Origin of the sequence: Sphingomonas sp. BE138, from assembly GCF_031456125.1 — a bacterium.
Lineage (GTDB): Bacteria > Pseudomonadota > Alphaproteobacteria > Sphingomonadales > Sphingomonadaceae > Sphingomonas.
This window is the reverse complement of the sequence record NZ_JAVDUC010000008.1, coordinates 54,904-70,444: the sequence shown is the minus strand read 5'-3', so window position 1 is coordinate 70,444 and position 15,541 is coordinate 54,904. Positions and strand designations below refer to the sequence as shown.

Annotated in this window: 17 protein-coding genes; 7 read left to right on the top strand and 10 right to left on the bottom strand. The window is 70.6% G+C overall.

Going from position 1 to position 15,541, the window contains the following annotated elements; all coding sequences use genetic code 11:
* Positions 1-157: 157 nt before the first annotated feature.
* Both J2Y58_RS11790 and J2Y58_RS11785 read left to right on the top strand, forming a co-directional pair.
* Positions 158-1,660 (top strand): M23 family metallopeptidase, encoded by a 1,503-nt coding sequence (locus tag J2Y58_RS11790; RefSeq protein WP_310103285.1) that lies wholly within the window; start codon positions 158-160, stop codon positions 1,658-1,660.
* Positions 1,661-1,700: 40 nt separating this feature from the next.
* Entirely contained in the window at positions 1,701-2,108 is a 408-nt protein-coding gene (locus J2Y58_RS11785) for a DUF1489 domain-containing protein (RefSeq protein WP_310103283.1), read from the top strand.
* A gap of 93 nt (positions 2,109-2,201) precedes the next feature.
* Here J2Y58_RS11785 and J2Y58_RS11780 read toward each other — a convergent pair whose 3' ends face one another.
* The 3 genes from J2Y58_RS11780 to J2Y58_RS11770 form a co-directional block, all read right to left on the bottom strand.
* Positions 2,202-3,110 (bottom strand): prephenate/arogenate dehydrogenase family protein, encoded by a 909-nt coding sequence (locus J2Y58_RS11780; protein ID WP_310103281.1) that lies wholly within the window; start codon positions 3,108-3,110, stop codon positions 2,202-2,204.
* On the bottom strand, positions 3,110-4,270 hold the full coding sequence (hisC, locus tag J2Y58_RS11775) for a histidinol-phosphate transaminase (RefSeq protein ID WP_310103279.1): 1,161 nt from the start codon (positions 4,268-4,270) through the stop codon (positions 3,110-3,112). Before hisC ends, J2Y58_RS11780 begins: the two co-directional genes overlap by 1 nt.
* Before the next feature lie 71 nt (positions 4,271-4,341).
* On the bottom strand, positions 4,342-4,902 hold the full coding sequence (locus J2Y58_RS11770; protein ID WP_310103277.1) for a hypothetical protein: 561 nt from the start codon (positions 4,900-4,902) through the stop codon (positions 4,342-4,344).
* Between the two features lie 178 nt (positions 4,903-5,080).
* On the opposite strand from J2Y58_RS11770, the gene J2Y58_RS11765 reads away from it, so the two are divergent.
* From J2Y58_RS11765 to J2Y58_RS11755, 3 genes are read left to right on the top strand one after another with little or no spacing between them, the layout of a single operon-like run.
* Positions 5,081-6,211: a homoserine O-acetyltransferase gene (locus J2Y58_RS11765; protein WP_310103274.1), complete on the top strand. Its 1,131-nt coding sequence runs from the start codon at positions 5,081-5,083 to the stop codon at positions 6,209-6,211.
* The gene (gene metW, locus J2Y58_RS11760) at positions 6,208-6,819 is read left to right on the top strand and encodes a methionine biosynthesis protein MetW (RefSeq protein ID WP_310103269.1); all 612 of its coding nucleotides are present in this window, start codon (positions 6,208-6,210) and stop codon (positions 6,817-6,819) included. Before J2Y58_RS11765 ends, metW begins: the two co-directional genes overlap by 4 nt.
* A gap of 24 nt (positions 6,820-6,843) precedes the next feature.
* On the top strand, positions 6,844-7,239 hold the full coding sequence (locus J2Y58_RS11755; protein WP_310103266.1) for a response regulator: 396 nt from the start codon (positions 6,844-6,846) through the stop codon (positions 7,237-7,239).
* On the opposite strand, the gene J2Y58_RS11750 is transcribed toward J2Y58_RS11755, so the two are convergent.
* The 7 genes from J2Y58_RS11750 to J2Y58_RS11720 form a co-directional block, all read right to left on the bottom strand.
* Positions 7,214-8,767, bottom strand: a complete 1,554-nt coding sequence (locus tag J2Y58_RS11750) for a PAS domain-containing protein (protein ID WP_310103262.1) — start codon at positions 8,765-8,767, stop codon at positions 7,214-7,216. The genes J2Y58_RS11755 and J2Y58_RS11750 overlap by 26 nt on opposite strands.
* A gap of 11 nt (positions 8,768-8,778) precedes the next feature.
* Positions 8,779-9,351 (bottom strand): single-stranded DNA-binding protein, encoded by a 573-nt coding sequence (ssb, locus tag J2Y58_RS11745; protein ID WP_310103260.1) that lies wholly within the window; start codon positions 9,349-9,351, stop codon positions 8,779-8,781.
* Between the two features lie 9 nt (positions 9,352-9,360).
* Positions 9,361-11,211 carry a ferrous iron transporter B gene (locus J2Y58_RS11740; protein ID WP_310103257.1) on the bottom strand — a complete coding sequence of 617 codons (1,851 nt, stop codon included), beginning with the start codon at positions 11,209-11,211 and terminating at the stop codon, positions 9,361-9,363.
* A 22-nt stretch (positions 11,212-11,233) separates the two neighbouring features.
* On the bottom strand, positions 11,234-11,497 hold the full coding sequence (locus tag J2Y58_RS11735; protein WP_310103253.1) for a FeoA family protein: 264 nt from the start codon (positions 11,495-11,497) through the stop codon (positions 11,234-11,236).
* Positions 11,498-11,539: 42 nt separating this feature from the next.
* A complete protein-coding gene (locus tag J2Y58_RS11730; RefSeq protein ID WP_310103251.1) occupies positions 11,540-12,223 on the bottom strand; it encodes a COQ9 family protein in 684 nt (227 codons plus the stop codon).
* Positions 12,220-13,146, bottom strand: a complete 927-nt coding sequence (locus tag J2Y58_RS11725) for a DMT family transporter (RefSeq protein WP_310103248.1) — start codon at positions 13,144-13,146, stop codon at positions 12,220-12,222. Before J2Y58_RS11725 ends, J2Y58_RS11730 begins: the two co-directional genes overlap by 4 nt.
* A gap of 165 nt (positions 13,147-13,311) precedes the next feature.
* Positions 13,312-13,914, bottom strand: a complete 603-nt coding sequence (locus tag J2Y58_RS11720) for a TlpA disulfide reductase family protein (protein ID WP_310103244.1) — start codon at positions 13,912-13,914, stop codon at positions 13,312-13,314.
* A 16-nt stretch (positions 13,915-13,930) separates the two neighbouring features.
* On the opposite strand from J2Y58_RS11720, the gene argH reads away from it, so the two are divergent.
* Together argH and J2Y58_RS11710 are read left to right on the top strand one after the other, a co-directional pair.
* On the top strand, positions 13,931-15,289 hold the full coding sequence (gene argH, locus J2Y58_RS11715; RefSeq protein WP_310103513.1) for an argininosuccinate lyase: 1,359 nt from the start codon (positions 13,931-13,933) through the stop codon (positions 15,287-15,289).
* Positions 15,286-15,531 carry a hypothetical protein gene (locus J2Y58_RS11710; protein WP_310103241.1) on the top strand — a complete coding sequence of 82 codons (246 nt, stop codon included), beginning with the start codon at positions 15,286-15,288 and terminating at the stop codon, positions 15,529-15,531. Before argH ends, J2Y58_RS11710 begins: the two co-directional genes overlap by 4 nt.
* Positions 15,532-15,541: the final 10 nt, after the last annotated feature.

Sequence of the window (15,541 nt, the reverse complement as noted above, 5' to 3'; positions counted from 1 at the left end):
CAGTCGCCACTTCGCCGCTGGCGACGAACGTCTCACCGCAGCGCGACGCTCCGGCGGCGGCGGTTAATTTGACTTTAGCGAATCGCGTCCACAACGCTGGGCGAACCACAGGCCGCCGGACCGGCGGGCTTTTTCGGTAGCGGGGCTGAAGGCCGACGTGTTCTTGCGCGAGCAACAGGGGCTGGAATGGGCGGGCGCCGGCGGCGCGGGCGCCGGCGGCGCGGGCGCTGCCGCGACGCGCTTCCCCGCGGCACCGGCGCAGCATCCGTTGCGCGAGCGGCTGCGCGAGCGGGTGCGCGTCGGCGCGACGCAGACCGACTGGGTACCCGATCTGGGCCGCGACATCGGCAGCCGGACGTGGTGGCGCGGCCTGGCCACCTGCACCGCCTTGTGCGCGGGCGCGTGGTGGCTGTCGCCCGGATGGCGGCCGATCGTCGGGGCGGGCGCGCCGGCCATGACGGAGGCGGCGTTCGAGGAAGCGCGGACGCAGTCGTTCGCGCCGCTGGCGCTCGGCGCCACCACCGGGCGGCGGATGGCGGCCGGCGCGCTGGTGCGCCCGCTCGCCGAAACGCCCGAGCGGCCGCAGATCGAGCTGACCGCCGCGATCGCGGACGGCGACACGCTGCCCGGTGCCTTGCAGCGCGCCGGGGTCGGCGGGCGCGAGGCGGCGCGCGTCGCGGCGCTGGTCGGCGGTGCGGCGCCGCGTCCGGGCACGGTGCTGTCGCTGACGCTCGGTCGGCGGCCGACGAAGTACCAGCCGCGGCCGCTCGAAAAGCTCGATTTCCGCGCCGCGTTCGACCTGAACATGACGGTGCTGCGCGCCGGCGACGGCCTGACCGTCGTGCATCGCCCGATCGCGATCGACCGCACCCCGCTCCACGTCCGCGGGATCGTCGGGGCGAGCCTCTACCGCTCGGCACGCGCGGCGGGGGTGCCGGCGCGGGTGGTCGAGAGCTACCTCAAGGCGCTCGGCGCGCATATGCCGATCGAGCGTATCGCCGCCAGCGACACGTTCGACATCGTCGCCGACCAGCAGCGCGCCGCGACCGGCGAGGTCGAGGTCGGCGCGCTGCAATATGCCGGGCTCGACCAGGGCCGCCGCAAGGTCACGCTGGTGCGCTGGGGCGACCGCGCCGATGATGACGGGGGCGAGGGCGGGACGCTGACCGATCCCGGCGGGCAGGTGGAGCGGCAGGGCACGATGGGGATGCCGGTCGCCGGACGCGTCACCTCCACCTTCGGGATGCGGATGCACCCGCTGCTCGGCTTCATGCGGATGCACAAGGGCACCGACATCGGCGCGCCTTATGGCAGCCCGATCTACGCCGCGATGGACGGGGTGGTGCAATTCGCGGGGCGCTCGGGCGGGTACGGCAATTTCGTCAAGCTGGCGCATGCCGGCGGGCTGGCGAGCGGCTACGGCCATATGAGCCGCTTCGCGGTCGGCACCGGCGCGCGCGTGCGGCGCGGGCAGGTGATCGGCTATGTCGGGTCCACCGGCATCTCGACCGGCCCGCACCTGCATTGGGAAGTGTGGCAGAACGGCCGCCCGGTGAACCCGCGCGCGATCTCGATGAGCAGCCTGCAGACGCTGCCCGCCGCGACGATCCGCGCGATGAAGGCGAAGATCGCGCGGCTGGTCGCGACGCCGCTGCGCTGATCTTGCGGCCCGAGGGGCTGCGACCCACATCGCCGGCTCCATGCCGCTTCATCTCACCAAGGTCGCGTTCGGGGCGGCGAGCGTCGACCTGCTCGCCGAGCGCCTGCGGGCGCGCGCCGTCGCCGGGCCGGTGTTCCTGACCACGCGCTACCTGCCCAAGCGCCACGCGGAGGTCGCGGGGCAGGGATCGCTCTACTGGATCATCAAGCACCAGCTGGTCGCACGCTCGCCGATCCTGGCGTTCGGCGACGCGGAGGGCGGACGGGTCGCGATCCATATCGACCCCGACTTGCGGCTGGTGCTGGCGCAACCGCGCCGCGCGCATCAGGGCTGGCGGTACCTGGAGGCAGGCGATGCGCCGGTCGACCTTGGGGGTGACGCTGCCGACGGGCTGGCCGCGATGCCCCCTGCGCTGGTTGGGAAGCTGAGCGAACTGGCGCTGATCTGAGCGATCTACTCCGTTCGCTGTGAGCTCGTCGAAGGGCGCCCCCTTGGGCACGTGCTTCGACAGGCTCGGCACGAACGGACGAGGAGCGGAAGTTCAGTCGTGCCTGCGCCCGAAGTCCGCCGCCGCATCATCCTGCCCCTGATCGACGATCGACCGCCGGATCGCGCGCGTTTTCGCGAAGCGGTCGTGGAGCGCGTCGCCGTCGCCCCAGCGGATCGCACGCTGCAACTGGCTCAGGTCCTCGCTGAACCGCTGGAGCATCTCCAGCACCGCTTCCTTGTTCGACAGGAACACGTCGCGCCACATCACCGGGTCCGACGCGGCGATGCGGGTGAAGTCGCGGAATCCGCCCGCGGAAAACTTGATGACCTCCGACTGGGTCACCTGTTGCAGGTCGTCCGCGGTGCCGACGATCGTATAGGCGATCAGGTGCGGCAAATGGCTGGTGACCGCCAGCACCAGGTCGTGGTGATCGGGCGCCATCCGCTCGACATCCGCGCCCAGCCGCCGCCAGAATTCCTCGACCCGGACCGTCGCCGCCTCGTCGCTGTCCGCCAGCGGGGTGACGATGCACCAGCGGCGGCGGAACAGCGTCGCAAACCCCGCCTCCGGCCCGCTCTGCTCGGTGCCCGCGACCGGGTGCGCGGGAACGACGCGTGCGGCGGGCAGCACGGCCGAGAGCGCCTGCGCGACCGAGCCCTTGCAACTGCCCACGTCGCTGACGATCGCGTCGGTGGGCAGGTCCGCGGCGATCTCTGCGGCGACCGCGCCCATCGCGCCGACCGGCACGCACAGAATGACCAGGTCGGCATCGGTCACCGCCGCCCCGGCATGGTCGGCGACGTCGTCGAGCAGGTCGATGCGCCGCGCGGTCTCGCGCACGGTCGCGTCTGCGTCATGCCCGGTCAGCCGGACGGTCGGCATATATTGCCGCACCGCGCGCGCGATCGAGGAACCGATCAGCCCGAGGCCGATGATCGAAACGCGCGAGAACGGAAGCATCAGCCGCGCTCGATGCCCCCGTCCGGTCCGATATCGGGGGCGGTGGCATGTGCCGGCGCCGCACCCCGCTCGACCAGCGCGCGCAGCGCCGCGGCGACGCCGCGCGTCTCCTCCTCGGTGCCGATCGTGATCCGCAGCCCCTGCGCGAGCCCCTGACCGGGAAGCCAGCGGACGATATAGCCCGCGTCCATCAGCCCCTTGTACGCGGTCTCGGCGGTCAGCTCGCCCTCGAACACCACCAGCACGAAGTTCGCTTCGCTGGGGATCGCGCGCAGCCCGGCATTGCCCATCTTGCCGATCTCGCCGGCGAACCATGCGCGCCACTCGGCATTGTGCGCGCGGGTGTGCTCGACGAACGCGCGATCCTCGATCGCGGCGACGGCGGCACGCTGTCCGCCGATCGTGATGTTGAACGGCAGGCGGATGCGGTGCAGCGCCTGGACGATGTCGGCATGCGCATAGCCCCAGCCGATCCGCTCGGCGGCGAGCCCGTGGATCTTGGAAAAGGTGCGCGTCACCAGCACGTTGCGTGCGGTCTTCGCCAGCGCCAGCCCGCCGTCGTCGTCCGCGTCGGCGAGATATTCGGCATAGGCCTGGTCGAGCACCAGCAGCACGTGCGCCGGCAGCGCGGCATGGAGCCGCGCGATCTCGGCGGCGGGCGCGAAGGTGCCGGTCGGGTTGTTGGGGTTGGCGACATAGACCAGGCGGGTTCGCTCGGTGACGCAGGCGAGGATCGCGTCGACGTCGGTGGCGTAATCACGGTCGGGCGCGATCACCGGGGTCGCGCCGACGCGCCGCGCCGCGATCTCGTAGACCGCAAAGCCGTAGCGGACGAAGATTACCTCGTCGCCCGGCCCGGCGAAGGCACCCGCCGCAAGGTGGAGGATCTCGTCCGATCCGTTGCCGTAGATGATGCGGGCGGCGTCGAGCCCGAACCGCGCCGCGATCGCCTCGCGCACGATCGCCCCGCTGGCGTCGGGGTAGCGTTCCAGCGTGTCAGCGGCCGAGGCAAAGGCCGCACGTGCGGCAGGCGAGGTGCCGAGCGGATTTTCGTTCGAGGACAATTTGGCGACCGTCCGACCGTCGTCGGTGGTCGAGCGCCCCGGGATGTAGGGGGCGATGTCCATGATCCAGGGCTTGGGTACGGGCGCGTTCGTCATGGCCGACGCGGGTAGCGTGCGGGCGGGCGCGGGGGAAGGGGGCGGTGATGCAGATCGCCCCCTTCGTCGCGTCAGAGCGGCGCGTCGGGCTTGTAGCCGACATCGGCGATCACGCTGCCGTCCGGGTTCCTGCCTTCACGGTAGAGCGCGTTGACCTTTTGGCGTTGCGCCCAGGTGAGCGTGTCCCAATCCTCACGGTCGTTGCCGGGGTGGCGCTCGCCGCTACGCTCCTTCCGGCGGGAAGCGCCCCCGCCCGCGGGTTGCGAGCGGGCGCGTTCCTCCTGATGCACCTTCAACGCATCGTCGAGCTCGCCGGCCTCCACTGCCTGCTCCAGCTTGTCGAGGAACGCGGCGAACATGGCCTCGGGCAGGTGGTTCGTCACCGATCCGTTGAGCGGCAGCGGGCCGCCCGGCAGCTTCACGGTGAAGGCGACGATACCGTTCTGGACCTGCCACCACCGCCCCCCGGCCTTGACGCTGCCCGGGGTGCGTTCCGCATATTGTTCGCGCGTGCGCTGGATGCCCTCGAGCAGCGGACGGCGCGCCTTGGCGGGATCGTCGGGCTTGACCGCAAACGCCTCGGCAAGACCTTCGTTGTCGATGAAGCCGGCGAGTGAATCCAATAGTCCCATATGGCCTCCGTGCCCTCGCCCGGGAGCTAGGCAGCAGTCCTTACCGATTGGTCAACGCGCCGGGTGAACTGCGCAACGTGGATCTGAAAGCCGGCCGGGCAGGACGCAGCGATCGCGGTGCCGTCGCCGATCGCCATCTCGACACTCCACCCGCGCGCCGGGTAAAGGCCGGGGCTCGATGCTCACCACGCCTTCCTCGCTCGATCAGCGGTTCGGCCTGTCGCGGCGCGTCGTGCTGCCCGGGCCGCTGCGGCTCGACGGCGGTGCGTTGCTCGCGCCGGTCGAGATCGCGTACGAAACCTACGGCACGCTGGCGCCCGACGGCAGCAATGCGATGCTGGTCTGCCACGCGTTGACCGGCGACCAGCATCTCGCCAGCGCGCACCCGCGCACCGGCAAGCCGGGCTGGTGGCAACGCATGGTGGGACCGGGCAAGCCGATCGACACCGACCGCTTCTTCGTGATCTGCACCAACGTGCTCGGATCGTGCATGGGATCGTCGGGACCGGCGAGCATCGATCCCGCGACCGGGCGGCCGTATGCGATGGCGTTCCCGGTCATCACGATCCGCGACATGGTGCGGGCGCAGGCGCTGCTGCTCGATCATCTCGGCGTCGAGCGGCTGGCGGCGGTGGTCGGCGGGTCGATGGGCGGGATGCAGGCGCTCAGCTGGGCGGCGACCTTTCCGGAGCGGGTCGCCAAATGCGTCGTCATCGCCTCGACCGCGCGCCATTCGGCGCAGAACATCGCCTTCCACGAGGTCGGGCGGCAGGCGGTGATGGCCGATCCGAACTGGCGCGGCGGCGATTATTACGACGGCGATCCGCCCGCCGCCGGGCTGGCGGTGGCGCGGATGGCGGCGCACATCACCTATCTGTCGGAGGCCGGGCTGACCGAGAAGTTCGGGCGGCGGCTGCAGGCGCGCGAGCAGAAGTCGTTCGGCTTCGACGCCGATTTCCAGGTCGAAAGCTACCTTCGGCACCAGGGGCTGGCGTTCACCGACCGCTTCGACGCCAACAGCTACCTCTACATCACCCGCGCGCTCGATTATTTCGATCTGGCCGAGGAGCATGGCGGGCTGCTCGCCAACGCCTTCCGCGGCACCGCGACGCGGTTCTGCCTGGTCAGCTTCGACACCGACTGGCTCTATCCCACCGCCGAATCGCGCAGCATCGTCCATGCCCTGATGGCGGCGGGGGCACCGGCGAGCTTCGTCGAATTGTCGAGCCCGTTCGGGCACGACGCGTTCCTGCTCGATTCGCCCGAGCTCGACCGCGTCATGCACGGCTTCCTGAGCGCCGGCGCATGAGCCTGCGTCCCGATCTGGCGATCATCGCCGCGCATGTGACGCGCGGCGCACGCGCGCTCGACGTCGGCTGCGGCGACGGCGAGCTGATGGCGGCGCTGCGCGACGACGCCCAGGTCGACGTGCGCGGGCTGGAGATCGATCCCGGCAACGTCGCCGCGGCGGTGGGGCGCGGGCTGTCGGTGATCCAGGGCGACGCCGACGTCGACCTGGCCGGCTATCCCGACCAGAGCTTCGACTATGCGATCCTGAGCCAGACGTTGCAGACCGCGCGCGCACCCGACCGGGTGCTGGACGAATTGCTGCGGATCGGCCGCTACGCCTTCGTCAGCTTCCCGAATTTCGCGCACTGGCGGGTGCGCCTGTCGCTGCTATGGGGCGGGCGGATGCCGGTGACGCGGCTGCTGCCCGAACGCTGGTACGACACGCCCAACATCCATCACCTGACGATCGACGACTTCCGCGCGCATCTGGCCGAGCGCGGCGTGATCGTCGAGGGGGCGTGGTTCCTCTCCGGGGACAAGCGCACCGGCGGTGCCGCCGCGAATATGTTCGCCGAGCATGCGGTGTTCCTGCTGCGCCGGGAACAAAGCAATCTTGACGCGGGTTAAGGTGCGCGCTGCCGGGACCGACCTATGACGAAGACTGCGCTGATTGTCGAAGACGATATTTTTGTCGCGCTGGATCTCGAGCGGATCCTGGAGGATGCCGGCTATCAGGTCGCCGCGATCGCGGCGGACGCGCCTTCCGCGCTACGGGCAGCGCCGGGATGCCGCTTCGCCTTCGTCGACGTCAATCTGCGCGACGGACCGACCGGGCCCGACATCGCGCACCAGATCGCGCGTGATTACGGCGTGAAGGTGGTGTTCGTCACCGCCAATCCGGGGCAGATCACCAACCGTGACGCCGCGCTCGGCTACGTACGCAAGCCGTTCAACGAGGAAGCGATCCTCGCCGCCGCGCACACCGCGGCCGAGGCCGGGGCCACGTCCGACAATGCCGACTTCATCCGGTGGTTGCCGGCCGGCTGAACGCCACCTGCGGCACCCGGATATCGACTTCCAGCCCGTCCTCCGGCCAGCGCCGGGTCACCGCGCCGCCCAGCTGCCGCGCCGCGCTCATCTCGATCAGCTGCGACCCGAACCCCTGCTGTTCAGGATACCCCGGGATCGCCGGACCGCCACGCTCGCACCAGCGCAGCAGCACGTCGTCGCCGTCATGCGCGATGGTCAGCGCCACGTGCCCGCCCGGAGCCGACAGCGCGCCATACTTGCTCGCGTTGGTCGCCAGTTCGTGGAAGATCAGCGCCAGCGGCGTGGCGGCGCGGTCGTCGACCGTGACGTCCGCGCCCTCGATCGCGAACCGCTCGCCGGCGCGCGCCTGATAGGGGGCGAACAGTTCCTCCAGCAATCCGTGCAGGCTGTCCTGGCGCAGCGCCGGACGCGAGCGGTCGCTGTGCGGCCGCACGAAATCGTGCGCACGGCCCAACGCGGTGATGCGCTGGCGCAATTCGGTCATCAACTCGGCAAGCGCGGGGTGCGTACGCCCGGTGAGATGGATCAGCCCGGCGACGACCGAGAAGATGTTCTTGATGCGGTGGCTCAGCTCCTGGCTGACGATCTCGCGCTCCTCCATCGCCAGCTTGTGCTCGTGGATGTCGGTGCAGGTCCCGAACCAGCGCGTGATCGCCCCATCGCGGGCGCGGATCGGCAGCGCGCGGCCCAGCACCCAGCGATAGGTGCCGTCGCGGTGGCGCAGCCGGTACTCGATCTCATACGGCTCGCCCGTGGCCAGCGAGCGGCGCCACGCCGCCCAGGCGCGATCCTGATCGGCGGCGTGAAACATCCCGTTCCATGCCTCGCCGTCGGTCGAACCCTCGGGCATGCCGGTGAAGTCGTACCAGCGTGCGTTGTAATAATCGTGATAGCCATCGGGCAGCGTCGACCACACCATCTGCGGCATGGTGTCGGCCAGAACGCGAAACCGCGTCTCGCTGTCGGCGGCATCGGCCTTGGCCGCGCGCGTCACCGCATGATCGCGCGAGCCGTGCACGCGCGCCATCACCGCCGCGGCCAGCACGCGCAATCCTTCGAGCTGCACCGCGGTCAAACCGTCCGGGCGCGAGGCGGTGTCGAGCACGCAGAGCGCGCCCAGCGGCACGCCTTCGTCGGTGACCAGCGGCGCCCCGGCATAGAAGCGCACGCCCGGATCGACCAGCAGCGGATTGTCGCGAAACCGCTCGTCCTGGGTCGCGTCGGGCACGACCATCACGTCGTCGCGCCACATCGCATGGGCGCAGAACGACATCGCGCGCGACGTGCCGCACAGGTCGGTGCCGGTCGCCGACAGGAACGATTGCTCGTCCTCCTCGACCAGCGACACCAACGCCATCGGCGCGTCGCACAACGTGGCCGCGAAGTCGGTGATCTGCTTCAGCGCGGCGGCGCGGCGCAGCGCCACGAGGTTATAGGCATCGATCGTGGCGCGCCGCTGCGACTCGTCGATCAGGCCGGGGTCGGCCGGCACGGAACCGTCGAGCGTGGCGGAGGGCGCGTTCATCGCCGTGGATCCTAGAACGGCACGTCGTCGTCGAGATCGTCCGCGAAGCCGCCGCCATAGCTGCCGCCGCCGCCCGAGCGCGCACCGCCGCCCGAGCTGCCGCCCGATCCGCCGCCGCGGGATCCGCCACCGCCGCGCGATCCGCCGCCGCCGTAACCGCCGCCGCTGCCGCCACCGAAGTCGTCGCCGCCGCCGAAGTCGTCGCGACCCCCGCCGCCGCCATTACCGCCACCCGGGCCGTCAAGCATCGTCAGCACCGAGTTGAAGCCCTGCAGCACCACCTCGGTGGAATAGCGGTCCTGCCCCTGCTGGTCCTGCCACTTCCGCGTCTGGAGCTGGCCCTCGATATAGACCTTGCTGCCCTTGCGCAGGAAGCGCTCGGCGACGTTCGCCAGCCCTTCGTTGAAGATCGCGACCGAATGCCACTCGGTCTTTTCCTTGCGCTCGCCGCTGTTGCGGTCCTTCCACGATTCGGACGTTGCGATGCGCAGGTTCACCACCTTGCCGCCGTTCTGGAACGACCGCGACTCGGGATCGCGCCCGAGATTGCCGACGAGAATGACCTTGTTGACGCTGCCTGCCATGAAGCCCTCTTAGAGGCCGGCGAACGTCGCCAGCCAAAACGTGATTCCGGCCATGACATAGGCGGTCACGAACAGATAAGCCAACATGAACGCCGGCCACTTCCACCCGTTCGTCTCGCGCCGGGTGACCGCAATCGTGCTGATGCACTGCGGCGCGAAGACGAACCACATCAGGAAGGCCAGCGCGGTCGGCAGCGACCAGCGCCCGCGCAGATGGTCGACCAGGCTCCTGGCTCCCGCTGCATCCTCCGTGTCGTCAATGGCATAAGCGGTACCGATCGCCGCGACCGCGACCTCGCGCGCCGCCATCGCCGGGATCAGCGCCAGCGCGATGTCGTGGTTGAAGCCGATCGGCCGCACGACGACCTCCAGCCCGCTCGCGATCCGTCCGGCGATCGAATATTCGGTCTGGCTCTGGCCGGCGGGCGCCTGCGGGAAGCTGAGCAGCGCCCAGAGCACCACCGTCGTCAGCGCGATGGTGGTGCCGGCACGCTTCAGGAAGATCGCCGCGCGGCTCCATAGTCCGATCGCGATGTCGTGCAAGCGCGGCAGCTGGTACTTGGGCATCTCCATCATGAAGCCCGACGACTCGCCCTTGGTGACGGTGCGGCGCAGCAGCAGCGCGGCGACGAACGCGCCGACGATTCCCATCAGATACAGGCCGAGCAGCACCAGTCCCTGCAATCCGACGAACGGCGCCACCTGCCGCGCCGGGATGAACGCGCCGATGATGATCGTATAGACCGGCAACCGCGCCGAACAGGTCATCAGCGGCGCGATCAGGATCGTGGTCAGCCGGTCCTTTTCGTCGTCGATCGTGCGCGTCGCCATGATGCCGGGGACGGCGCACGCGAAGCTGGAGAGGAGCGGGATGAACGCGCGCCCCGACAGGCCGACGCCGGCCATCAACCGGTCCATCAGGAACGCGGCGCGGACCATATAGCCCGATGCTTCCAGCACGAGGATGAAGAGGAAGAGGATCAGGATCTGCGGCAGGAAGACGACCACCGCGCCGACGCCGGCGATGACGCCGTCGGTCAGCAGCGAGCGCAGGAAGCCGGGCGCCATCATCCCGTCGATCGCGGCATCCAGCGCGGCGAACCCGTTCTCGATCCAGCCGATCGGCGCTTCGGACCAGCTGAACACCGCCTGGAACATCACGAACAGCAGCGCGACGAGCAGGATCGGCCCGAACACCGGGTGGAGCGCGACGCCGTCGAGCGCATGGTGCCAGCGGCGCGTCGGCGTCTCGCTGATCGTCGCCGCCTTCGACAATTGTCGCGCGCGGCGTTGCAGCGTGCGGATGTCGTCGATCGATTCGGCCGCGGCCGGCGCGGCGGCGGGCCTGCCGACCAGCCCGGTCAGCGTCGCGCGCAGCACGTCGATCCCGCGCCGGCGCACCGCGACCGTGGGGACGACCGGCACGCCGAGCTCGCGCGCCAGCACTTCGGGGTCGAGCACCAGCCCGTCGCGCTCGGCTAGGTCGACCATGTTGAGCGCGACAACGACCGGCAGCCCGAGTGCGATCAGCTGCATCGCGAAGCGCAGGTGGTTGTCGAGATTGGCGGCGTCGAGCACCACCACCAGCGCGTCGGGACGCCGCTCGCCCGCCTGCGCGCCGAGCAGCACGTCGCGCGTCACGCGCTCGTCGGGGGAGGAGGGCTCCAGGCTGTAGGCACCGGGCAGGTCGACCAGCTCGACCGGGCGGCCGTCGTCGAGCGCGAGGCGTCCCGAATGCCGCTCGACGGTGACGCCGGGGTAATTGCCGACCTTCTGCCGCGCACCGGTCAGCGCGTTGAACAGCGCGCTCTTGCCGGCATTGGGGTTGCCGACCATCGCGACCAGCGGGGGCATCTCCATCAGCGGAGCGGCGACCGCCGCCTCACTCGGCGGGCAGCGGGTCGACCGACACGCGAATCGCGCCTGCCACCGCGCGGCGCAGCGCCACCGTCATCCGCCCGATCCGGCACGCGACCGGTCCGCCGCCCAGCCGCGCACGGTGCAGCACCTGCACCGGCACGCCCTGGTCGAACCCCAGTTCGCGCAGCCGCCGCGCCTCGGGCGTGGCGAGCCGCGTCCAGTCGATATCGTCAACGACGGCGGCCTGGTGCCGCGGGAGCGTTTCGAGGCTGATGGGCGTGGTCACCCCGCCTCTATAATGGCAGTGAGATTGATTATCAATTCGCGATCACACCACCGGGTAGCGCAACCGCCCGACGAACCGGCTCAGGCTCGGCCGCCGGTTGGCGCGACGCGCGAACTGCGCCTTGGTCTTCTCGAAGCGCATGATGTCGTCGATGCGCCGCCCAAGGAACGCGCGCGTGTCCGCCTGCTCCTCGCTGTCGTCGTCGAGGAAGACGGTGGTCGTCGCGGTGTAGACCGCCAGCAGCATCGCCCGCTTGGTATAGTGATTGTAGTCGGTCGCGGTGTCGCCGGCGAGCCGCCACATCGCATCGACGCTGCGCCAGCCGAGCTTCGCCGCGCGCGCGACGTTGGTGGGCAGCGCCAGGATCGCGCGCGCGCGGCGCAGCGCCTCGCGGTCGGGCGCCAGCACCGCCAGCCGCGCCTCGACCAGCGCGGTGATCCGCTGGCGGATCTTCATCGCCGCCAGTGCCTCGGGCGGCAGCGCGCGCGCCATCGCGGCATCGACATGCGCGAACCAGGCGTCGATCATCGCCACCGGCCCGTCGGCGAAGGCGACGCGTGCGACGTCCGGATCGACGCCCTCCTGCTCGGCGGCGAGGTCGCGCGCGGTGTCGCTCCACCCGTCGAAGGCGGCGTTGGCGGCGATCGCCGGGGCGAGGCGCGCGCGCACTTCGTCGAGCGTCAGGTCGTCCGGGGTCACGTCGCCCGGTGTAAGGTCAGGGGTCATCGCATCTCCTCCGGCACCGGGTTGGCGGGTGGCGGCTTCGTAGCATCGCGGCGCGGATCGCGCACCAGCACCAATGCCGCAGCGATCATCGCGATCCCCACGAAGTCGGGCGCGCCCAGCGCCTCGCCGAACCCGACCCACCCCACCGCCGCCGCGACCGCCGGCTGAATAAGCAGCGCCAGCCCGATCACCAGTGGCGACAGCCGGCCCAGCGCATAGATCATGCACCCCTGCCCGATCAGCTGGCATACCACCGCCAGCGCGATCAGCGGGGTCCAGTGCCCCGGCACGACCCGCTCCCCCAGCAGCAGCGCATAGCCGAGGAGCGGCAGCAGCGAGGCCAGCGACGACAGCGCGAGCGCCGGCCACGGCGCCAGCGCGCGGCGCACGTCGCTCATCAGGATGAAGTAGAGCGCATAAAGCACGCCTGCGACCACGCACAGCAGGTCGCCCGCCAGGTGCCGCGGGTCGAGCTGGTACGACCGCCCCATCAGCAACCCCGCCCCCGCCGCCGCCAGCAGCAGCGCGACACCCTGCATCCGCGTCGGCCACGCCCGCGCGACGAGGAACCCCCACAGCGGAAAGAGGAAGGTGGCCGAATTCCCGAGCAAGGTGGCGTTGGCCATCGTCGTGTGCAGGATGCCGAGGTGCCACGTTCCCAGATCGGCGGCGAAGGCGACCCCGGCGAGCGCGACGAACAGCCACATCCGCCGCGACGGCGCGTCGCCGGCGGCGGGGCGGCGCGTCGCGATCGCGATCGCGGCGAGCACCGGTACCGCCAGCGCCATCCGCCAGAACGCGGCGGCGACCGGCCCGGTATCGGCGACGCGCACGAACAGCGGCCCGAACGCCAGCGCGGCATTCGCGACGACGACCGCGACCAGCGCGGGAGCGGTGCTGTTGCCGGAGACGGGGCGGGTCATGTCGGTCTCTCTTTCGTCATTCCCGCAGCCTCCTCGTCGTTCCCGCGGAGGCGGGAATCCAGACGCGCAGGTTGTCGTGCAGCCACAAACGTCAAAGGTTCTGGATCCCCGCCTGCGCGGGGATGACGATGGAGGCGGGGCGAACGGCCTGCCGAGATGGCGGCGCTACGCCGCCTCCGCCAGCAGCGTCTTCGCTTCCGCCCCTGTCCAGTCCATGTCGCCGGTCACGCGCCAGATCTCCTTGCCGTCCGCGCCGTACAGGATCGTCGTCGGCAGGTTCGCGCCGTATCCGGTGCTCAGCCCCAGCTTGGGATCGAGGTACGGGCGCAGATGCGTGAACGTACGCGCCGCCAGGAACGCGGTCGCCTTCGCCGGCTCCATGTCCTGGCTGATCGCCAGCACCGGCACCTTGTCGCCCAGCGTCGCGGCGGCCGCCTCCAGCGTCGGCATCTCCTTCACGCACGGCGCGCACCAGGTCGCCCACAGGTTGACCAGCACCGGCTTGCCCTTGAATGCCGCCAGCGTCGTCGCCGCGCCGCCCGCGGCGGGGGTGAAGGAAACGTCGGGCGCGGTCTCGCCCTTGTGGCTGCGGTCGATCTTGTCGGCTTTCGGCGCGTTCGTCGCCGGCACTTCGTCGCTGCTCGCCGCAACCTCGGCCTGCGCCCCCGCTTGCCCGTTGGCTTGCTCGTTGCCGGGCGAGGCCCTATCGCACGCGGCGATCACCAGCGCGGTACCGAGGAGACAGACGATCGCGACGCGGGATGCCATGAGCGGTTCCAACCAGATGTGGGGCGGGCGCTTCGCCGAAGGCCCGGCTGCGGTGATGCGCGAGATAAACGCGTCGATCCCCTTCGACAAGCGCATGTGGAAACAGGATATCGCCGGCAGCCGCGCGCACGTGACGATGCTGGGCGAACAGGGCATCGTCTCCGCCGACGACGCCGCCGCGATCCGCGCCGGTCTGGATCAGGTCGCCGAGGATTATGCCGACGCCGGCGTCCCCGACGATCTGGCGATGGAAGACATCCATATGCTGACCGAGGCACGGCTGTCGGCCGCGATCGGCCCCGCCGCCGGTCGCCTCCACACCGCGCGCAGCCGCAACGACCAGGTCGCGACCGACTTCCGCCTGTGGGTGCGCGACGCCACCGACCAGGTGCTGGCGGCGCTGGATGCGCTCGACGCCGCCTTGCTGACGCGCGCCGAGGAACATGCCGACAGCGTGATGCCCGGCTTCACCCACCTGCAATCCGCGCAGCCCGTGACGCTCGGCCATCACCTGATGGCCTATCACGAGATGGTGTCCCGCGACGTCAGCCGCTTCCGCGACAATCGCGCGCGCGGCAACCTGTGCCCGCTGGGCGCGGCGGCACTGGCGGGCACCGGCTTTCCGGTCGATCGCCACGCGACGGCCGCGGCGCTCGGGTTCGACGGGCCGACCCGCAACAGCCTCGATTCGGTCAGCGACCGCGACTTCGCGCTCGATTACCTGATGGCCGCCGCGCAATGCTCGCTCCACCTCAGCCGCCTGGCCGAGGAGTTCGTGCTGTGGGCGTCGCAGCCGTTCGGTTTCGTCTCCTTGAGCGACCAATGGTCGACCGGCAGCTCGATCATGCCGCAGAAGCGCAACCCCGACGCCGCCGAGCTGGTGCGCGGCCATGCGGGCCGCATCTCGGGCTGTCTCGTCAGCCTGATGGTGACGATGAAGGGCCTGCCGCTCGCCTATTCGAAGGACATGCAGGACGACAAGCCGCCGGTCTTCGAATGTCACGACCTGCTCGCGATCTCGATCGCGGCGATGACCGGCATGATCGAAAGCGCGACCTTCCGTACCGACCGGATGCGTGCGCTCGCTGAAAGCGGCTTCGCGACCGCGACCGATCTCGCCGACTGGCTGGTGCGCGAGGCCGACGTGCCGTTCCGCGAGGCGCACCACATCACCGGCCGCGCGGTCGCGCGGGCGGAGGCGCTGGGCTGCACGCTCGACAAGGTGCCGCTCGCCGATCTGCAGGCGATCGACGCGCGGATCACGCAAGCGGTCTACGGCGTGCTGTCGGTCGATGCCTCGGTCGCCAGCCGCCGGAGCTTCGGCGGCACCGCGCCGGATAACGTCCGCGCCGCGATTCGGGCCGCACGCGCATGAAGGCGCTGCTGATCCCCATGCTGGCGGTCGCCGCGCTCCCGCTGGCGGGGTGCGGCTCGACGCAGGCGCTCAAGCCCGCCGCCGGACAGTCCCTGCCGGTGACGCCGTACGGCGCGCCGCAGCAGCCGGTCGTCGCCGACCTGCTCACCCCCTCGGTCCAGGCGCGTCCGCAGCGCACGGGCGAAGTGTTGAGAAGCTCGCAGAAACGTGAGCCCGATCCCTTCGACCTTCCCCCACGCTGATTTCCGGACG